This window comes from Streptomyces mutabilis, assembly GCF_014649815.1.
Lineage (GTDB): Bacteria > Actinomycetota > Actinomycetes > Streptomycetales > Streptomycetaceae > Streptomyces > Streptomyces mutabilis.
This window is the reverse complement of sequence record NZ_BMTT01000008.1, coordinates 26,082-44,301: the sequence shown is the minus strand read 5'-3', so window position 1 is coordinate 44,301 and position 18,220 is coordinate 26,082. Positions and strand designations below refer to the sequence as shown.

Genomic DNA, 18,220 nt, shown 5'->3' with positions numbered 1-18,220 from the left:
ATCCGCTCCGGACGCTAGCCGTCTGACGACTTGCCACCCGAACGTGGGGCACCCACCGTGGCCGAGGCCTTGACCCCGTTGTCCTTGCCGCCGCCCGTGGGCGCCTCGAAGGACTCCAGCGCCTCCAGCACGTCCTGCACCCGGGAGATCTCGGCGTTGATGTCCTCACGGCGCCGCACCAGGACCTCCAGCTCGCGCTTGCCCTCCTCGACCGTGTTCCGGGCCTCCCGGACGGCCTCGGCCTTGAGCTCCTCGGCCTCCCGGACCAGTGTGGCCTTCTTCTGTTCGGCCTCCTTGAGCAGGCCCTCGGCCTTCTTGACGGCGGCGATGCGCACCTTGCCGGCCTCGGAGTTGGCCTCCGACACCAGCTCCTTGGCCTTCGCCTCGGCCTTGGCGAGCTGTTCCTCGGCGGCCTTGACGAGCGCGTCGCAGCGGTCGCCGGCCGACTTCATCGTCTCGGCGGCCTCGCGGCGGGCGCGTTCGTGCAGTTCCTCGATCTCGGTGGTGAGGCGTTCGCGCAACTCCTCCGCGCGCTCCCTTATGGCGGTCGCGTCCCGGCGGGCGCCGACCAGCAGCTCGTCCGCGTCCGTACGGGCCTTCTCCACCCGGGTGTTGCCCTGGACCGTCGCCTCCGAGACGATCCGCTCGGCCTCCGCGCGGGCCGCGCCCACCATCGTGTCGGCCTGCGACTCGGCGTCCGCGGTGGTCTTCTGGGCCTGCTGCTGGGCCTCGGTGAGCAGCTTGTCGGCCTCGGCCGTGGTCTCGGTGATGAGCGTGTCGACCTGCTCGGCCGCCTCCGAACGCCGCTTGTTGGCGTCCTTGCGGGCCTCGTCGAGGGTGCGCTCGGCCTCCTCGCGGGCGGCCGCGGTGACCCGCTCGGCCTCCGCCGCCGCCTCGGCCCGGACCCGTTCCGCCTCGGTGCGGACGCGCTCGGCGTGCTGCTGGGCGGAGCCGACCGTCTCGGCGGCCTCGGCACGCAGCCGCTCGGCCTCGCCGGTGGCGTCCGAGAGCAGCTGCTCGGCCCGGGCGCTCGCCTCGGCCCGGACCCGGTCGGCCTCGGCCTCCGACTCCGACCGCAGGCGCTCCGCCTCGTTCGCCGCCTCGGTGCGGACGCGCTCCGCCTCCGCGATCGTCTCCGTCCGGATCCGGTCGGTCTCCGCGGCCGTCTCGGTGGTCAGCCGTTCCGCCTCGGAACGCGCCTCGGTGATCAGGGTGTCCGCCTGCGTCGCCGCGTCGGACCGGATGCGGTTGGCGTCCTCGCGGGCGTCGGCCCGGGTGCGGGCCGCGGACTGCTCGGCCTCGGCGATGGCGTCGGAGGCCTCCGTGCGCACCCGCTGGGCGTGCTCGGAGACGTCCGCGCGGATGCGCTCGGCCTCCGTGATGGCCTCGGAGACCGTCCGCTCGGCCAGCGCCTTGGCGGCCTCCGTCTCCTCCCGCGCCTCGCGCCTGAGGCGCCCGGCGTCCTCGCTCGCCCGCTCCCGCTCGGCGTAGGCGTCGGCGCGGACCCGGTCCGCCTCCTCCTCGGCCTCGCGCCGGGTGCGCTCCGCCGCGTGCTCGGCGGCGCTGCGCAGCCCGGTGATCTCCTCCTGCGCCTGCTCGTGCAGCCCGGCGACCGACTCCCGCACCTGCGTCGCGTGCTGCTCGGCGGCCGACACCATCTCGGTGGCGCGCCGGTCGGCCTCCTCGACCAGCCGGGTCGCCTCGGCCTGTGCCTCGTCCACGCGTTTGCGCGCCGAGGCCAGCAGCTCCTCGCTCTGCTCGCGGGCCCGCTCGCGCTCCTGGTCGGCCTCCTGCCGGGCGTCGCGGAGCAGTTCCTCGGCCTCGCGGCGGCGCCGGGCGGCCTCCTCCTGGGCGGCGGCCAGCGTCTCGGAGGCCTCGGCGGCGATGCGTTCGGCGGCGCTCTGCGCCTCCGCCCGTACCCGGTCGGCGCTCTCCTGCGCCTCCGACTTCAGCCGCTCCGCCTCGTTCGACGCCTCGGACCTCAGGCGTACGGCGACGGCCTCGCCCTCCGCGCGGGAGGCGGAGGCGTCCGCGGCGGCCTCGGTGCGCAGCCGCTCCGCCTCCGTCTCGGCCTGCTGCTGGAGCGTACGGATGCGCTCGGCGGCCTCGGTGCGCAGCCGCTCGCTCTCCTCCGCGGCCTCGCGGCGGATCCGCTCGCCCTCCTCGCGGGCCTCGGTCAGCGCCCGCTCGGCGGCCGTGCGGCGTTCCTCGGCCTCCTCCTGGAGCCGGGTCAGCTCCGCGGCGGCCTCCTCCCGGCGGGCCTCGACGGCGCGCTCGGTCTCCTCGCGCAGCTCGCGGGCGGCCCGCTCGGCCTCCGCCTGGAGCTCCTCGGCCCGCTCGGCGGCCTCCGCGCGGTGCCGCTCGGCCTCCGCGCGGGTGCGCTCCAGGGTCTCCTCGGCCTGCCGGCGCAGGGTCGTCGCCCGCTCGATAGCCTCGGCACGGACCTTCTCGCCGTCCGCCGCGGCGGTCTGCCGCAGCTCGTCCGCGTCGGCCTTCGCCTTGGCGAGCAGTTCCTCGGCGGTCTTCGCCGCCTCCTCGATCTGCGCCACGGCCTCCTTGCGGGCCTCCGCGCGGATCTTCTCGCCCTCTTCGACCGCGTCGGCCCGCAACTGCTCGGCCTCGCCGCGCAGCCGGCGCGCCTCCTCCTGGAGCTCGACCGTCTTGGCGCGGTACTCCTTGGTGTCGTCCTTCGCCGCGCCCTTGAGCTGCTCGGCGATGTCGTGCGCCTCACCGCGCAGCCGGTCCGCCTCGGCCTCGGCCTCGCTGCGGATCCGCTCGGCCTCCTCGGCGGCGGCCTTCGTGGTGCGCTTGGCTTCCTCGGACGCCTTGTTCAGCACGTCCTCGGCGGTCTTGGCCGCCTTGGAGAGCTGGGTCGCCGACTCCTCGGCGGTGATCGTACGGGCCTTCTCTGCGGCCTCGGCGACGATCTTCTCGGCCTCGGCGCGGGCGTCCGCGACCAGCTGCTCGGCCTCGGACTTCGTCGACTCGGCGTTCTTCGTGGCCTCGTTGACCAGCCGGGCGACCTGCTCCTTGGCGGTGCGGGTGCGCTGCTCGTTGGTCTGCTCGGCGCTCGCGAGGGCCTTGGCCGCCGCCTCCCTGGCCTCGGTGACGACCTTCTCGGCCTCGGTCTGCGCCTTGCGCAGCGCCTCCTCGGCCTCGGCCATCCGCTGCTCGGCGGTCCGGCTCAGCTCCTGGGCCCGACGCCGGGCCTCCTCGGACTCGGTGGCCGTGGAGGTGCGCAGCTGTTCGGCGTGGTCGGTGGCCTCCTGGGCCTGCGTGGAGGCGGCGTTCAGCAGCCGCTCGGCGTCGGCTCGGGCCCGGCGCAGGATCTGCTCGGCCTCGGCGCGGGCGTTCTCGGCGTCGCTCTGCAGCCGCTGCCGGGCCTCGGTGGTCAGCCGCTCGGCCTCCGCGCGGGCCGCGGCCAGGGACTGCTCGGCCTCCGCGCGGGACTCGTCGAGCAGTCGACGGGCCTGCTGCTCGGTGCGGGCGCGCAGCTGCTCCGCCCACGCCACGTTCTCGTTGACGTGCGACTCGACGGTCTGCCGGCGCTCGGCAAGCTCCTGGTCGAGCTGCTGGCGCCGGGTCACCGCCTCCTGATGCAGCTCCGCCTGGAGCCGGGCCGCCTGTTCGGCGTGCTCCTGGAGGATGCGCTGCGTCTGCGCCCGGGCCTGGCTCAGCTCCCGCTCGGCGTCCGCGCGCAGCTGGTCGGCCTGCGTCTGCGCGTTGCGCAGCAACTGCTCGGCCTGGTACCCGATGTCGCCGCCGTCGAAGGCGGGCCGGGACATGATGGTGCGCCGCGCCTCGTGCAGCTTGGCGCGCAGCACCTCGACCTGGTAGCCGAGGTCCTCGGCGTGCTGGATCGCCTTTTCCCGCTCGGTCTTCAGCCGCTTCATCTCGGCCTCGAACCGAGAGAGGTGGTCGACGTCAGCCGCCGGCTCTCGCTCCTGGCTCTCGTAGCCCCGCACTGCGCGGTCCCATCCGTCCCCTGGTCGCAAATAACTCCGAACGAGCTCCGTCCGTCGACCGGACGGGGCCCCCGGGGGAATGGTGTCAGATCAACGGCGGAGCACGCGCTTCTGCCCCGGCGTTCGCCCCCCGAAACACGGACCCCGGCAGTCCCGCCACCGCAGGCGGCAGGACCGGGTCGCCCCGGACTGAGCGGCGACCGCGCCCAACCCTACCGGCCCATATGTACGAGGGTCAGTGGTCAGGTGACTCAACGGCCGCCGAAGTGACGAGTTCTGTCAGAACGCCATGGCAGTCCTTGGGGTGCAGGAAGGTGATCCGCGACCCCATGGAACCGCGCCGGGGCTCGTCGTACAGAACGCGTACGCCCTTGCCCCGGATGTCCGCGGCGTCCGCGTCCACGTCCGCCGTACCGAAGGCGATGTGGTGGACGCCCTCGCCGTTCTTGGCGAGCCACTTGCCGACCGCGGAGTCCTCCCGGGTCGGCTCCAGAAGCTGCAGGTACGAAGCCCCGCCGTCCGACGTATCGTTGATCCTGAGCATGGCCTCGCGCACGCCCTGCTCCTCGTTGACCTCGGTGTGGAACACCTCGAAGCCGTAGGTGGCACGGTAGAACTCGACGGTCGTGTCGAGGTCGTGACAGGCGATTCCGATGTGGTCGATTCGCGTCAGCATGGATTCAGTGCAGCGCTCCGGAGGTGGTTACGCAACGTGCGCGCGATCACACCGACCGCCGGGTGACGGGCGGCATACCGCTCAGTACATTCGAGTAAACCCTCGTTCACTCCTCGGCCTGTGCGGGCCGGAAAAGGGGATCGCAGCTCATGTCTTCTGGAACCGCTGAAACCTCTGGAACCTCTGGAAAGAACGGCACGACCTCCGTCATCGTCGCGGGTGCCCGCACCCCGATGGGCCGGCTCCTCGGCTCGCTCAAGTCCTTCTCCGGCGCCGACCTCGGCGGCTTCGCGATCAAGGCCGCGCTCGACCGTGCCGGGATCGGCGGCGACCAGGTCCAGTACGTGATCATGGGGCAGGTGCTCCAGGCCGGCGCCGGGCAGATCCCGGCACGCCAGGCCGCCGTGAAGGCCGGCATCCCCATGAACGTCCCGGCGCTCACGATCAACAAGGTGTGCCTCTCGGGCCTGGACGCGATCGCGCTCGCCGACCAGCTCATTCGCGCCGGCGAATTCGACGTGATCGTCGCCGGCGGCCAGGAGTCCATGACCAACGCTCCGCACCTGCTGCCGAAGACCCGCGAGGGTTACAAGTACGGCGCGGTCCAGATGCTCGACGCCATGGCGCACGACGGTCTGACCGACTCCTTCGAGGGCATCGCCATGGGCGAGTCCACCGAGAAGCACAACACCCGCCTCGGCATCGGGCGCCCCGCCCAGGACGAGATCGCCGCCCTCTCCCACCAGCGCGCGGCCGCCGCCCAGAAGAACGGGATCTTCGAGGCCGAGATCACCCCGGTGGAGATCCCGCAGCGCAAGGGCGAGCCGGTGGTGTTCAGCGAGGACGAGGGCATCCGCGGCGACACCACCGCCGAGTCGCTGGGCAAGCTGCGCCCGGCGTTCTCCAAGGACGGCACGATCACCGCGGGCTCCTCCTCGCAGATCTCCGACGGCGCCGCGGCCGTGGTCGTGATGAGCAAGGCCAAGGCCGAGGAACTGGGCCTGGAGTGGATCGCGGAGATCGGCGCCCACGGCAACGTGGCCGGCCCGGACAACTCTTTGCAGTCGCAGCCGTCGAACGCCATCCAGCACGCGCTGAAGAAGGAAGGGCTGGAGGTGCCGGACCTCGACCTGATCGAGATCAACGAGGCATTCGCCGCCGTCGCCGTGCAGTCAATGAAGGACCTCGGCGTCTCCACCGAAAAGGTGAACGTCAACGGCGGGGCCATCGCCCTGGGACACCCCATCGGCATGTCCGGCGCCCGCCTCGTGCTGCACCTGGCGCTGGAGCTGAAGCGGCGCGGCGGCGGGGTCGGCGCGGCGGCGCTGTGCGGCGGTGGCGGCCAGGGCGACGCGCTGATCGTGCGGGTGCCGCAGGCCTGACCTCGGTCACCGGGTACGGACCCGGGTGACGACTTCTCACTGAACGGAGCTGTGATGCAGGACGTCTCCTCGCTGGTGGCCCAGGCCAGGGAAGGCCGGCCCCGGGCCGTGGCCCGGCTGATCTCGCTGGTGGAGGGGGCGTCTCCGCAGCTCAGGGAGGTCATGGCGGCCCTCGCGCCGCTCACGGGGAGCGCGTACGTGGTCGGCCTGACCGGCTCGCCGGGCGTCGGCAAGTCCACCTCCACCTCGGCGCTGGTGACGGCGTACCGCAAGCAGGGCAAGCGGGTCGGCGTCCTGGCCGTCGACCCGTCCTCACCGTTCTCCGGCGGCGCCCTGCTCGGCGACCGTGTCCGGATGTCGGAGCACGCCTCCGACCCCGGCGTCTACATCCGCTCGATGGCGACCCGCGGCCACCTCGGTGGCCTCGCATGGGCGGCCCCGCAGGCGATCCGCGTCCTCGACGCGGCGGGCTGCGACGTGATCCTGGTCGAGACGGTCGGCGTCGGTCAGTCGGAGGTGGAGATCGCCTCGCAGGCCGACACCTCCGTCGTCCTCCTCGCCCCGGGCATGGGCGACGGCATCCAGGCCGCCAAGGCCGGGATCCTGGAGATCGGCGACGTCTACGTCGTCAACAAGGCCGACCGCGACGGCGCGGACGCCACCGCCCGCGAGCTGAACCACATGCTGGGCCTCGGCGAGGCCCGCGGCCCCGGCGACTGGCGCCCGCCCATCGTCAAGACGGTCGCCGCGCGCGGCGAGGGCGTCGACGAGGTCGTCGAGGCGCTGGAGAAGCACCGCGCGTGGATGGAGGAGCGCGGAGTACTGGCCGAACGCCGCCGCGCCCGCGCCGCCCGCGAGGTCGAGACCATCGCCGTCACCACCCTGCGCGAACGCATCGGCGATCTCCACGGCGACCGCCGCCTCGGTGCCCTCGCGGAGCGCATCGCCACGGGCGAGCTGGACCCGTACCGCGCGGCGGACGAACTGGTGGCGGGGCTGACGAAGGGCTGACGCCGGCCCGGTACGGGCGCGGTGACGGCCGGCGGGAGGGCACGGTCGGCCGGTGCCGGCCGCGCGTCGTGGCGCCGGGCCGCAGCGCGGTCGTCGGCGTCCGGCGCGGGCGCCGGGGCGCCGCCACCGAGGGGCCGCCGGGCGGCCGGGGGACGTCAGTCGTCGTCCGGGCCGGAGTCGTCGGCGTCGTCGGCGTCGTCGGAGTCCGAGTGGTGCGAGCGGTCGGCGGTGACCTTGCCGGAGTCCAGGTCGACGCGCCAGTCCTGCTCGCCCTTGCCGGAGGACGTGGTCTCGACCTCCCAGGCGGCCTCGCCGTCACCGTGGTAGCCGTCCTCGTCCAGTTCCACGGAGGTCACGGTCCCGCGGCCGGCGGCGGCCTTCGCGGCCTCGGCGGCGTTCACGCCGGTGCCCTTCAGCGCGGCCCGCACCTCGTCGGTGTCGTCCTCGTCGTCCGTCTCGGAGCCGAGCACCTTGCCGGTGCCCGGGTCGATCCGCACGCTGTGCCAGGTGCCGTCGCCGGCGAGGACGTCGACCTCCCAGACCGCACGCTCGCGGCCGTCGTCGCCGTCCTCCTCGTCCACTTCGACGGAGACTGCGGTGCCCGGGGCCTCCTTCAGGGCGGCGGCGACGGCCTCGGCGGCCGTCACCTCCGCGGAGGACGCGCGGGCGTCGTCACGGTCGTCGCGACGGGAATCGTCCCGGTCGTCCGCGTCGTCGTCCGAGCCGGAGTCGTCGGCGTCGTCCCGCGCGTCGTCCCGGTCCCGGACGTCCGACTGGCGCGTCGTTCCCGGGTCGTCGTCCCCCGTGGTCGCCAGGGCCGTCGCCGTACCGCCTCCGATCAGTGCGGCGGCGGTGACGGCGGCGAGCACGATGTTGCGCTTCATCCGGATTCCTCCCGAGTCGTATGGAGTCGTTGGCGTCGGCGTGATGTCGACGTCCTCACTGTCACCGGCCGACGCTGAGGCCAGGCTGAAGCCGCCTGAAGGGTTCTTCAGCTTCGTTTTGCGACCCTTGGGCCATGCGCCTGTTGATCGTGGAGGACGAGAAGCGCCTCGCCGTGTCGCTCGCCAAGGGCCTCACCGCCGAGGGTTACGCCGTGGACGTCGTCCACGACGGCCGGGAGGGCCTGCACCGGGCCGGCGAGGGCGTGTACGACCTCGTCATCCTCGACATCATGCTGCCGGGCCTCAACGGCTACCGGGTCTGCGCCGCCCTGCGCGCCGCCGGTCACGACGTGCCGATCCTGATGCTCACCGCCAAGGACGGCGAGTACGACGAGGCGGAGGGCCTGGACACGGGCGCGGACGACTACCTCACCAAGCCCTTCTCGTACGTCGTCCTCGTCGCCCGCGTGAAGGCCCTGCTGCGGCGCAGGGCGCAGGGCGCCGGAGCCTCGCCCGTGCACGTCCACGGGGACCTGAAGGTCGACACCGCCGCCCGCCGGGTCTTCCTCGGCGAGCGCGAAGCCACCCTCACGGCGAAGGAGTTCGCCGTGCTGGAACAGTTGGTGCTGAGGGCCGGGCAGGTCGTGTCCAAGGCCGAGATCCTGGAGCACGTCTGGGACTTCGCCTACGACGGCGACCCCAACATCGTCGAGGTCTACGTCAGCGCCCTGCGGCGCAAGCTGCGCGCCGCGCTCATCCGGACCGTGCGCGGGGCCGGCTACCGGCTGGAGGCCGAGCGATGAGCCGTCTCCTGGGGTCGGTACGGGCCCGCGCCACGCTCGGCGCCACCCTCGTGGTCGCCGTCGCCCTGGTCGCGGCCGGCACCGCGGTCCTGCTGTCCCTGCGCTCCAACCTGCTCGGCGAGGCCGGCACCCAGGCGGAACGCTCCGCGCGCGAGGTCGCCACCGAACTGGCCATCGGCACGCCGTACGGCGAACTGTCCCTGGACGTCGACGACCGCCCGTTGCAGATCGTCGACGAGGACGGCAGGCTCGTCGCCGCCAGCGAGGACCTGGAACGGATCAGCGGCACCGGGGTCGACGCGGTGAAGCCGCGGCCGGCCTCCGCCGGCGACGACGCCGACGCAGGCGACTCGGACGATGACGACGACTCCGGCGAGTCGCTCGAAGCCGGTGAGATCGGCGAGCGGATCACCGTCAGCGACGGTTCGGCGACGATCGACGGCGACACGGAGGACTACCGCTTCGCCGCCGTGCCCGTCGAGACCGACCGGCAGGGGCGGCTCACCGTCTGGGCGGGCGCCCCGCTGTCCGCCGAGCACGGCGCCGTGAACACCGCGCTGACCGTCATGCTGACCGGCTTCCCGCTGCTGCTCGTGGTCGTCGCGTGGGTGACCTGGCTGGTCACCGGGCGGGCGCTGCGCCCGGTGGAGGGCATCCGCAGGGAGATGGCCGCGATCACCGCCAGCGAGGACCTCGCGCGCCGCGTCCCGGTGCCGGGCACGCACGACGAGGTGGCCCGGCTCGCCTCGACCACCAACGAGACGCTGGCCGCCCTGGAGTCCTCGGTGGAGCGGCAGCGGCGTTTCGTCGCCGACGCCTCGCACGAGCTGCGCAGCCCGATCGCATCGCTGCGCACCCAGCTAGAGGTGGCCGCCGCCCACCCGGAACTGCTCGACCTGGACGGCGCCGTGGAGGACACCGTACGGCTGCAGCGGCTCGCCGCCGACCTGTTGCTGCTGGCCAGACTGGACGCTGGGGAGCGGCCCGCCGACGCGCGCGTCGACCTCGGGGAGCTCGCGCGGGAGGAGGCCGGGGGCCGGGACGCGGTGCGGGTGCGGGCCGAGGACGACGTGACGGTCGCCGGGTCGCGCGGGCAGCTGGGGCGGGTGCTGGCCAACCTGCTGGACAACGGCCGGCGGCACGCCCGCTCGGCGGTGGAGGTGTCCGTGCGGCGGGACGGGGAGGCGGCCGTGGTCGCGGTGGCCGACGACGGGGAGGGCGTGCCGGCGGCCGACCGGGAGCGGATCTTCGAGCGGTTCGTACGGCTGGACGCCGCCCGCAGCCGCGACGACGGCGGGGCGGGGCTGGGCCTGGCCATCGCCCGCGACGTCGCCGTACGGCACGGTGGCACGCTCACGGTCCACGACGCGCCGGCAGGCGGCGCCCTGTTCGAGCTCCGCCTGCCGGGTGCCTGGTCCTCGACCGTTTCGACGGAGGAGATCAGGCGGACGTGATCAGGCGGACGTGATCAGGGACGACCGCGCTGCCCCCGCAGGTGTTCCGCGATCGGCCTGAGCGCCTTGTCGAGCTCCGTCAGAGCCTCGGGGGCCAACAGGTCGATGAAGTGTCGGCGGACGGACGCGACGTGGTGCGGCGCGACCTTCCGCATCGTCTCCAGGCCGTGCTCGGTGAGGACGGCGTAGAGCCCGCGGCGGTCGGACTCGCAGTTCTCCCGTCGGACCAGGTCCGCGTTCTCCATGCGGGTGATCTGGTGGGAGAGGCGGCTCTTGGACTGCATCGTGGCGGTGGCCAGGTCGCTCATCCGCATGCGGTCGCCCTCCGACTCGGAGAGATTCACCAGGATCTCGTAGTCGTTGATCGTCAGTCCGAACGGCTGCAGGTCCTTCTCGAGCTGGTGCGTCAACAGCCTGTTGACCTCCAGGTGGGTGCGCCAAGCACACTGCTCCGTATCGGTCAGCCAGCGGGTGGCCGTCTCGGTCTCCATGTATGAAGTCTACCTAAAATGTTGAAAGGCTAACTAGTGAGGGGTGGTCCGTGACGGTGACGGTGCGCACGCGTTCGACGTCACACTCCGCAGATTACCGCTCACAGCCCGAAGCGGCGCTGGAGGTTCCCCAGCTGTCCGGGAAGCCCCGGTGCCCCCGACCGGCCTCCCGGGGCTCCGGGAGTACCGCCTCCGGGCACCCCCGCCTGCTGCGGTGCGACCCCCGCGGCCTGCTCCGTCATCAGCGCCTCGCTCGACTGCAGCAGTACCGTCCCCGCTCCCGCGAACTCGAACTGGTGCTCCTCCCCGGAGGCCCCGCCCAGGCCCGTCATCGCACGTAGACCGCCCAGCAGGCCGGTCATGTACCCGTGGTCGTAGTGATGGCACGGTGACGGGCAGTCGGCCCAGCCGACCAGGGCCTGAGGGTCGACCCGGATCGGGGGCTCCATGAACACCACCGGTCCGTTCGACGCGGCCACGAACTTTCCGGTTCCGATCAGTGTCAGAAAACCCGGCACGATCGACTGCTTGAGAGCGAGACTTGGCTGAAAAGCAAGCAAGTTGCCCGAGCGAATGGTCAGGTTGCCCTCTTCGAGGTCGTACGAATTCACATCGAATGCCCGGTCGGCGAGGAGCATCTTGCCCGAGCCCTCGGCGACGACCCAGTCGCTCGCGTGCAGAGGCGAATGGAACGAAGTGCGCATCAGGCGGTCCAGCCGCCCGTGCCCGATCCCGTTGAACTCGATCGTCCCGTAGTAGGCGATCATCTTTCCCTTCTGCAGGAACCACTGGCCTCCCTTGAGCTCCACGCAGAAGGTGTACGGATTGACGTTGTCGTCCGCCGGCAGGGTCGCCGGGTCGTGGTGGACGGTGCTCACAGCTTCTCCTCCGACGCCTGGACGAACACGGTGCCGCTGCCGCTGAGCTCCAGCTGGAACGCCTCGCCGGAGCCGCGCCCGACCATGTCCCGCCAGCCCAGCGCGGTGGACAGCTTGTTGCGGACGTCGCCATAGTGGGCGACGTAGGCCTGCGGGTCGACGCGCACCGGCCGCTGCGGGGTGATCGGGATCTCGAAGACGCCCCCGTGGGCCATCACCGCCACCGAGCCGTGGCCCCTCAGTGTCGTCGTGAACAACCCCTGTCCGCTCACCTGACCGCGCACCATGCCCATGACCCCGCCCTGCGAGCCCAGGAACACCGTGCTCTGCTCCAGGGTGCCCTCGAAGGCGAGGAGCCGGTCCGCCTCCACGTACAGCGTGTCGCCGGAGAGGCCGATCACCTGGACGTGGTGGCCGCCGTGCCCGAAGAGCACCGTGCCGCTGCCCTCGACGGTCATCAGCGGGGTGTCCTCGTTCGCCACCCGGCGCCCGATCATCGACACCACACCGCCCTGACCGCCGCGCATGTTCGGGGTGAAGGACACGTCCCCCTGGTAGGCGAGCATCGCCCCGCGCTGACTGAACAGCCGCTGCCCGGGCGCCACGGTCGCCTGGACCATCTTGGAATTGATCTCCCGGAAGGCCATCTCACACATCCCCCGCGATCGTGTTCCGCTCGCTCGGCTGCACGTACACCAGTCCGTCGCCCTCGAAGCGGATCTGGAAGGCCTCCCCGCCCCCCTCCCCGAACAGCGTGCGGAAGGTCACACCCGACTGGAAGGACTGCCGCAGGTTCCCCTGGTGCGCGACGTACGCACCCGGGTCGACCGTCAGCGGGTACTGCGCGCTGACCCGCAGCACCACCGCCGGTCCGTCCGACATGATCGCCACCTGCCCGTGCCCCTCCACGGTCGTGGTGAACAGCCCGTTGCCCTGCGAGGCGCCGCGCGCCCCCGTGAAACCGGTGCCGGTCCGCAACCCTGCGTCGGCCGCCAGGAAGTTGCTCGATTCGACGTACAGCTTGTCGCCCTGGAGGCCGACGAGGTTGATCTCCGAGGCCCGGTCGGCGAACCAGCAGGTCCCCTGCCCTCTCACCTCCATCACCGTCATCTGCTCGCCGGTGATCCGCCGGGTCACCATGCCCCGGATGCCCTCACCGCCGCCGCTCAGCTTCTTGAAGGCCATTTCCCCGTCGTACGCGACCATCGAGCCGTTCTTCGCCTTCACGGCGTCCCCGGTCATGTCGACGGCGAGTACCTTGCTTCCTTGAAGTCGGAACATCGCCACAAATGTGACGGTAGCCCGCCGGGCGGGCGCGCCGACAGGTCTCCGACCCCCTGGCCCGGGCGCGTCGGGGGTTTGCCACAATGGACGCGCGCTTGTGCGTTCGTTCACAAACCGCCGGCTCGCCGAGCGTGCCCGAGTACCGATCGATTCCCTCTGACCGAAGGTGACCCGTGGACCTCAAGACCGCCTCCGCCCTTCGCCGCCTCCGCCTGGTCTCCGGCCCCGAGGCGATCTCGTTCCTGCTGCTCCTGGTGTGCTCCGTGCTGAAGCGGACCACCGACTTCAACGCGGTGCCCGTGATGGGCATGGTGCACGGCGTCCTCTTCGTGCTGTACGTGATCTTCTGGGCGGACGCCTGGAGCCGCGCCAAGTGGTCCTTCGGCACCGCCGCCTTCTACTTCGTCATGTCGGTCCTGCCGACCGGCGGCTTCTTCGCCGAGCGCAAGCTCAAGCGTGAGGCCGAGAGCGCGGTCATCGCCTCCCGCGCCCGTCAGGAAGGGATCGTCAACGCATGATCGTCGCCTTCTCCGTGACGCCGCTCGGTGTCGGCGAGGACGTGGGGGAGTACGTCGCCGACGCCGTCCGGGTGGTCCGCGAGTCGGGCCTGCCCAGCCGCACCGACGCGATGTTCACCTCCGTCGAGGGCGAGTGGGACGAGGTCATGGATGTCGTCCGGCGGGCCGTCGCCGCCGTCGAGGCCCGGGCGCCGCGCGTCTCCCTGGTGCTCAAGGCGGACATCCGGCCGGGCGTGACGGACGGTCTCACCTCGAAGGTGGAGACGGTGGAACGGCACCTCGCCGAGTAGCCGTCCGGCGCGGGCGTCGGTTCGAAAGACGAGACGGGGCTGACCGGGATATGACCGGCCGGTAGGGTCTGATGCCGTGCCGAAGCCCCTCAGTCTCTCCTTCGACCCCATCGCCCGCGCCGACGAACTGTGGAAACAGCGCTGGGGCGGCGTGCCGTCCATGGCCGCGATCACCTCGATCATGCGGGCGCACCAGATTCTGCTGGCCGAGGTGGACGCGGTGGTCAAGCCGTACGGGCTGACCTTCGCACGCTACGAGGCGCTGGTGCTGCTGACCTTCTCCAAGTCGGGCGAGCTGCCGATGTCCAAGATCGGCGAGCGCCTCATGGTGCACCCCACCTCCGTGACGAACACCGTCGACCGGCTGGTGAAGTCCGGCCTGGTCGACAAGCGCCCCAACCCCAACGACGGCCGCGGCACGCTCGCCACCATCACCGACAAGGGCCGCGAGGTCGTCGAGTCGGCCACCCGTGACCTCATGGCGATGGACTTCGGCCTGGGCGCGTACGACGCCGAGGAGTGCGGGGAGATCTTCGCGATGCTCCGGCCGCTGCGAGTGGCCGCCGGCGACTTCGAGGAATCCTGAGCGAGTCGCCGGGCCCGCCCGAAGATCGCGCGAAACGGACGGTTACGCTCGTTCCCATGAAAAAGAGCGTGCTGACCCGCTACCGGGTCATGGCGTACGTCACCGGTGTGCTGCTGATCCTGCTCTGCCTCGGCATGATCGCCAAGTACCTGCTGGACATGGACGGCGCGGCCGACTTCACCCGCGTCGTCAGCATCGCGCACGGCTGGCTGTACGTGATCTACCTGGTCTTCGCCTTCGACCTGGGCGCCAAGGCGAAGTGGAAGGTCAGCAAGCAGCTGTGGGTGCTGCTGGCCGGGACCATCCCGACCGCCGCTTTCTTCGTGGAACGCAAGGTCAGCCAGGAGCTCGACGCCAAGGTCGCCGCGACCGAGGCGCCCGCCGCCGCCAAGGCGTAGCCGGCTCTTTCCGGGCCTTTCCACCGCCGTACGGACACCCGTACGGCGGTTCCCCATCGACATTTACTTGGACGTCCTAGTAAATTCGAGGGTATGGACGCTCACGCCATAGAGGAGGGCCGCCTTCGCTGGCAGGCCCGGTACGACGCGGCGCGCAAGCGCGACGCGGACTTCACGACGCTCTCCGGCGACCCCGTGGAGCCGGTGTACGGGCCCCGGCCCGGTGACGCCTACGAGGGCTTCGAGCGGATCGGCTGGCCGGGGGAGTACCCCTTCACCCGCGGCCTGCATCCGACCGGGTACCGGGGGCGGACCTGGACCATCCGGCAGTTCGCCGGGTTCGGCAACGCCGAGCAGACCAACGAGCGCTACAAGATGATCCTCCGCAACGGCGGCGGCGGGCTCTCGGTCGCCTTCGACATGCCGACCCTGATGGGCCGCGACTCCGACGACCCGCGCTCGCTCGGCGAGGTCGGGCACTGCGGCGTGGCCATCGACTCGGCCGCCGACATGGAGGTGCTGTTCAAGGACATCCCGCTCGGTGACGTGACGACCTCCATGACGATCAGCGGGCCGGCCGTGCCCGTGTTCTGCATGTACCTGGTCGCCGCCGAACGCCAGGGCGTGGACGCGTCCGTGCTCAACGGCACGCTCCAGACCGACATCTTCAAGGAGTACATCGCGCAGAAGGAGTGGCTCTTCCAGCCCGAGCCGCACCTGCGCCTGATCGGCGACCTGATGGAGTACTGCGCGGCCGGCATCCCCGCCTACAAGCCGCTCTCCGTCTCCGGGTACCACATCCGCGAGGCCGGGGCGACGGCCGCGCAGGAGCTGGCCTACACGCTGGCGGACGGCTTCGGGTACGTGGAGCTGGGGCTCAGTCGCGGGCTGGACGTGGACCTCTTCGCGCCGGGGCTGTCCTTCTTCTTCGACGCGCACCTCGACTTCTTCGAGGAGATCGCCAAGTTCCGCGCGGCCCGCAGGATCTGGGCTCGGTGGATGCGGGACGTGTACGGGGCGAAGACCGACAAGGCGCAGTGGCTGCGCTTCCACACGCAGACCGCCGGTGTCTCGCTCACCGCGCAGCAGCCGTACAACAACGTGGTGCGTACGGCGGTGGAGGCGCTGGCGGCGGTGCTCGGCGGGACGAACTCCCTGCACACCAACGCCCTGGACGAGACCCTCGCGCTGCCCAGCGAGCAGGCCGCGGAGATCGCCCTGCGCACCCAGCAGGTGCTCATGGAGGAGACCGGTGTCGCCAACGTCGCCGACCCGCTGGGCGGCTCGTGGTTCATCGAGCAGCTGACGGACCGGATCGAGGCCGACGCGGAGAAGATCTTCGAGCAGATCAAGGAGCGGGGGCTCAGGGCCCACCCCGACGGGCAGCACCCCGTCGGGCCGATCACCTCCGGCCTCCTGCGCGGCATCGAGGACGGCTGGTTCACCGGTGAGATCGCCGAGTCCGCCTTCCGGTACCAGCAGGCCCTGGAGAAGGACGAGAAGAAGGTCGTCGGCGTCAACGTCCACACCGGTTCCGTCACCGGGGACCTGGAGATCCTGCGGGTCAGCCACGAGGTGGAGCGCGAGCAGGTGCGGGTGCTGGGCGAACGCAAGGCGGCCCGGGACGACGCGGCCGTGCGCGGTGCCCTGGACGGCATGCTCGCCGCGGCCCGCTCCGGCGGGAACATGATCGAGCCGATGCTGGACGCGGTGCGCGCGGAGGCCACGCTGGGTGAGATCTGCGGGGTGCTGCGGGACGAGTGGGGGGTGTACACGGAACCGGCGGGGTTCTAGGGAACGACCTCGTACAGCATCCGGTGGAGACCGGGCAGGCTGTCGGCCGTGACGGTGCCGGCCAGGTCGGACAGGGTGGGCAGGGGCCGTCCGCCGCCGGCACGAGCAGGCGGCGGAACCCCGGGCGGGCTCGACGCCGCCGTCGCCGAGGTTCGCTCCGCCCAGCACGTGTGCGCCAGCCGCTGGGCGGCGGCGGCCATATGGCCGCGGTGGCCGGGTTCCCAGGTGAGCGGGCACTGGTCACCGCGGGGGGCTGCTGCCCCGGACCTCGGCGATGTCACCGGCCCCGCTGCGCTGCCGATCACCCATTCGACGGCTTCCGGCCCTGTGCCGCGTGGTAATGGTGCGCGCGGCTGATCATCTCGGGGACCGTCGTCCGGTGCAGCGAGGGAGCCGCTCGTGACACGGGTCCCGACCACCGTGGGCCTGGCTTCCGGGGAGCCGCTCGTCCACGTAGGCGGCGGCTGCACGCTCTGGCCGTCGTCTCCGGTGCCGGGGGCCAGCAACAGGGCCGGCACCGGAAAGGCGTCGAGCGGCGGCACGTCGGTATGCGTCCGGCCGCGAGCCGGACACCGGCCGCTTCCCCGGCGCGGACCTCGCGGGCCGGGGGCCGGAACGGCCGGGCACGCAGGCCCTCGTCCCGGCCTCGGACGCGTCTCCCGCCCACGTATGCCTCGCCGGGCCGTGCGCGACGAACGTGCCCCCGTCCGGCAGAGCCGAGGGGACCGACGAAAGCCTCCCCGGGGTGGGGGACGCGGCCCCGGGGCTGCCGCTTCCCCCGGCCACCGCCGGACAGGACACGGGTGACGTCGCCGGGCTGGGCGTCCTCGTGGCGGACCGGGACGCCGCCGTCGCCGCCTGGCTCACGGGGCTCCTGCGGGAGGCCGGAGCCGGTGATGGTCCTCATCGTCCTACTCAGGATCCTGCGGGAGACCTGGCTGGTGAGGCAGTGAGGCCAGCCCCCACAGCAGTACCCGCGCGAAGCTCCGCACCCACTCACCGTCCGCCGCTTCCGCGCTGACCAGCGTGCGGTGGACCACCGCGCCCGCCACCACGTCGAAGATGAGGTCCGCCGTGCGGGCGGCCTCCACCGGGTCCGGCTCCACAGGCAGCTCGCCCCTGGCCTGGGCGCGGGCCCTGCCCTCCAGCACCAACCGCTTCTGCCGCTCCACGATCGACGTACGGATGCGCTCGCGCAGCGCCGCGTCGCGCGTGGACTCGGCGACCACCGCCATCAGACCGCTCTTCGCCTCCGGGCGGGCCAGGATCGCCGCGAACTGGAGCACCACGCCCTCGATGTCGGCGGCGAGGGAGCCCCGGTCGGGCAGCCGGAGCTCGTCGAAGAGCTCGGCGACCGCGTCGACGACCAGCTCGTTCTTGCCCACCCACCGGCGGTACAGCGTCGTCTTGGCAACCCCGGCGCGCGTGGCCACGTCCTGCAGGGTGAGCTTCGACCAGCCCAGGTCCACCAGGGCCGCCCGCGTCGCGGCCAGGATCGCGGTGTCCGCCGCGGCACTGCGCGGGCGCCCGGCACGGCCGGCGGGGGTGCTGCTCTGCATTCCCCGACCTTAACCGGCGGGTAACGAAGGGCGTCCGTGAGGCAGATCACCGAGGAGGGCTGTTCCGACGGGCCGTCTCGGCATTACGCTACGGGGCGTAGCGAAAGCGCGGGCCCGCCCGTGCCCCAGCGACGACCACGGGCGTGGGGTGGGGACCCGGCGCCGGCAGGACCGGCAACAGCACACTTCCAGGCGGGCTTTCACCCCGCTTTTCACGCACGAGCGCGGTACGGGGGAGGATAGACCC

18 protein-coding genes are annotated in these 18,220 nt (G+C 72.1%); 9 read left to right on the top strand and 9 right to left on the bottom strand.

The window, feature by feature from the left end; all coding sequences use genetic code 11:
* Nucleotides 1–14 precede the first annotated feature (14 nt).
* Together scy and mce are read right to left on the bottom strand one after the other, a co-directional pair.
* Nucleotides 15–3,965, bottom strand: a complete 3,951-nt coding sequence (gene scy / locus IE142_RS18070) for a polarized growth protein Scy (RefSeq protein ID WP_191886745.1) — start codon at nt 3,963–3,965, stop codon at nt 15–17.
* Nucleotides 3,966–4,200: 235 nt separating this feature from the next.
* Nucleotides 4,201–4,641: a methylmalonyl-CoA epimerase gene (gene mce, locus IE142_RS18065; protein WP_191886744.1), complete on the bottom strand. Its 441-nt coding sequence runs from the start codon at nt 4,639–4,641 to the stop codon at nt 4,201–4,203.
* A gap of 149 nt (nt 4,642–4,790) precedes the next feature.
* Between mce and IE142_RS18060 the strand changes: the two genes are divergently transcribed.
* Both IE142_RS18060 and meaB read left to right on the top strand, forming a co-directional pair.
* The gene (locus IE142_RS18060; RefSeq protein ID WP_191886743.1) at nt 4,791–6,023 is read left to right on the top strand and encodes an acetyl-CoA C-acetyltransferase; all 1,233 of its coding nucleotides are present in this window, start codon (nt 4,791–4,793) and stop codon (nt 6,021–6,023) included.
* 54 nt (nt 6,024–6,077) lie between these two features.
* Nucleotides 6,078–7,034: a methylmalonyl Co-A mutase-associated GTPase MeaB gene (gene meaB / locus IE142_RS18055; RefSeq protein ID WP_191886742.1), complete on the top strand. Its 957-nt coding sequence runs from the start codon at nt 6,078–6,080 to the stop codon at nt 7,032–7,034.
* A gap of 155 nt (nt 7,035–7,189) precedes the next feature.
* Here the strand turns inward: meaB and IE142_RS18050 are convergent, their stop codons facing one another.
* On the bottom strand, nt 7,190–7,918 hold the full coding sequence (locus IE142_RS18050) for a PepSY domain-containing protein (RefSeq protein ID WP_191886741.1): 729 nt from the start codon (nt 7,916–7,918) through the stop codon (nt 7,190–7,192).
* A 134-nt stretch (nt 7,919–8,052) separates the two neighbouring features.
* Here IE142_RS18050 and IE142_RS18045 point away from each other — a divergent pair, with 134 nt between their 5' ends.
* Nucleotides 8,053–8,721: a response regulator transcription factor gene (locus tag IE142_RS18045; protein ID WP_043379800.1), complete on the top strand. Its 669-nt coding sequence runs from the start codon at nt 8,053–8,055 to the stop codon at nt 8,719–8,721.
* On the top strand, nt 8,718–10,175 hold the full coding sequence (locus tag IE142_RS18040; RefSeq protein WP_191886740.1) for an ATP-binding protein: 1,458 nt from the start codon (nt 8,718–8,720) through the stop codon (nt 10,173–10,175). The genes IE142_RS18045 and IE142_RS18040 overlap by 4 nt, the downstream gene beginning before the upstream one ends.
* 14 nt (nt 10,176–10,189) lie before the next feature.
* Here the strand turns inward: IE142_RS18040 and IE142_RS18035 are convergent, their stop codons facing one another.
* The 4 genes from IE142_RS18035 to IE142_RS18020 all read right to left on the bottom strand — a co-directional run bounded on the left by IE142_RS18035 (nt 10,190) and on the right by IE142_RS18020 (nt 12,825).
* Nucleotides 10,190–10,666 carry a MarR family winged helix-turn-helix transcriptional regulator gene (locus tag IE142_RS18035; protein WP_100048255.1) on the bottom strand — a complete coding sequence of 159 codons (477 nt, stop codon included), beginning with the start codon at nt 10,664–10,666 and terminating at the stop codon, nt 10,190–10,192.
* A gap of 101 nt (nt 10,667–10,767) precedes the next feature.
* Entirely contained in the window at nt 10,768–11,544 is a 777-nt protein-coding gene (locus tag IE142_RS18030; RefSeq protein WP_191886739.1) for an AIM24 family protein, read from the bottom strand.
* The gene (locus tag IE142_RS18025; protein WP_191886738.1) at nt 11,541–12,191 is read right to left on the bottom strand and encodes an AIM24 family protein; all 651 of its coding nucleotides are present in this window, start codon (nt 12,189–12,191) and stop codon (nt 11,541–11,543) included. Before IE142_RS18025 ends, IE142_RS18030 begins: the two co-directional genes overlap by 4 nt.
* Before the next feature lies 1 nt (nt 12,192).
* On the bottom strand, nt 12,193–12,825 hold the full coding sequence (locus IE142_RS18020) for an AIM24 family protein (RefSeq protein ID WP_043379793.1): 633 nt from the start codon (nt 12,823–12,825) through the stop codon (nt 12,193–12,195).
* Between the two features lie 176 nt (nt 12,826–13,001).
* Between IE142_RS18020 and IE142_RS18015 the strand changes: the two genes are divergently transcribed.
* From IE142_RS18015 to icmA, 5 genes are all read left to right on the top strand, one after another.
* On the top strand, nt 13,002–13,346 hold the full coding sequence (locus IE142_RS18015) for a DUF3817 domain-containing protein (RefSeq protein WP_191886737.1): 345 nt from the start codon (nt 13,002–13,004) through the stop codon (nt 13,344–13,346).
* On the top strand, nt 13,343–13,636 hold the full coding sequence (locus tag IE142_RS18010; protein WP_191886736.1) for an MTH1187 family thiamine-binding protein: 294 nt from the start codon (nt 13,343–13,345) through the stop codon (nt 13,634–13,636). Before IE142_RS18015 ends, IE142_RS18010 begins: the two co-directional genes overlap by 4 nt.
* 76 nt (nt 13,637–13,712) lie before the next feature.
* The gene (locus tag IE142_RS18005) at nt 13,713–14,222 is read left to right on the top strand and encodes a MarR family winged helix-turn-helix transcriptional regulator (RefSeq protein WP_043379788.1); all 510 of its coding nucleotides are present in this window, start codon (nt 13,713–13,715) and stop codon (nt 14,220–14,222) included.
* A 56-nt stretch (nt 14,223–14,278) separates the two neighbouring features.
* A complete protein-coding gene (locus tag IE142_RS18000; protein ID WP_043379786.1) occupies nt 14,279–14,620 on the top strand; it encodes a DUF3817 domain-containing protein in 342 nt (113 codons plus the stop codon).
* A gap of 93 nt (nt 14,621–14,713) precedes the next feature.
* Nucleotides 14,714–16,414: a coenzyme B12-dependent isobutyryl-CoA mutase large subunit gene (gene icmA, locus IE142_RS17995; protein WP_191886735.1), complete on the top strand. Its 1,701-nt coding sequence runs from the start codon at nt 14,714–14,716 to the stop codon at nt 16,412–16,414.
* Here the strand turns inward: icmA and IE142_RS17990 are convergent.
* Nucleotides 16,411–16,614 (bottom strand): hypothetical protein, encoded by a 204-nt coding sequence (locus IE142_RS17990; RefSeq protein ID WP_191886734.1) that lies wholly within the window; start codon nt 16,612–16,614, stop codon nt 16,411–16,413. The genes icmA and IE142_RS17990 overlap by 4 nt on opposite strands.
* 711 nt (nt 16,615–17,325) lie before the next feature.
* On the bottom strand, nt 17,326–17,973 hold the full coding sequence (locus IE142_RS17985) for a TetR/AcrR family transcriptional regulator (protein WP_191886733.1): 648 nt from the start codon (nt 17,971–17,973) through the stop codon (nt 17,326–17,328).
* Between the last annotated feature and the right edge of the window lie 247 nt (nt 17,974–18,220).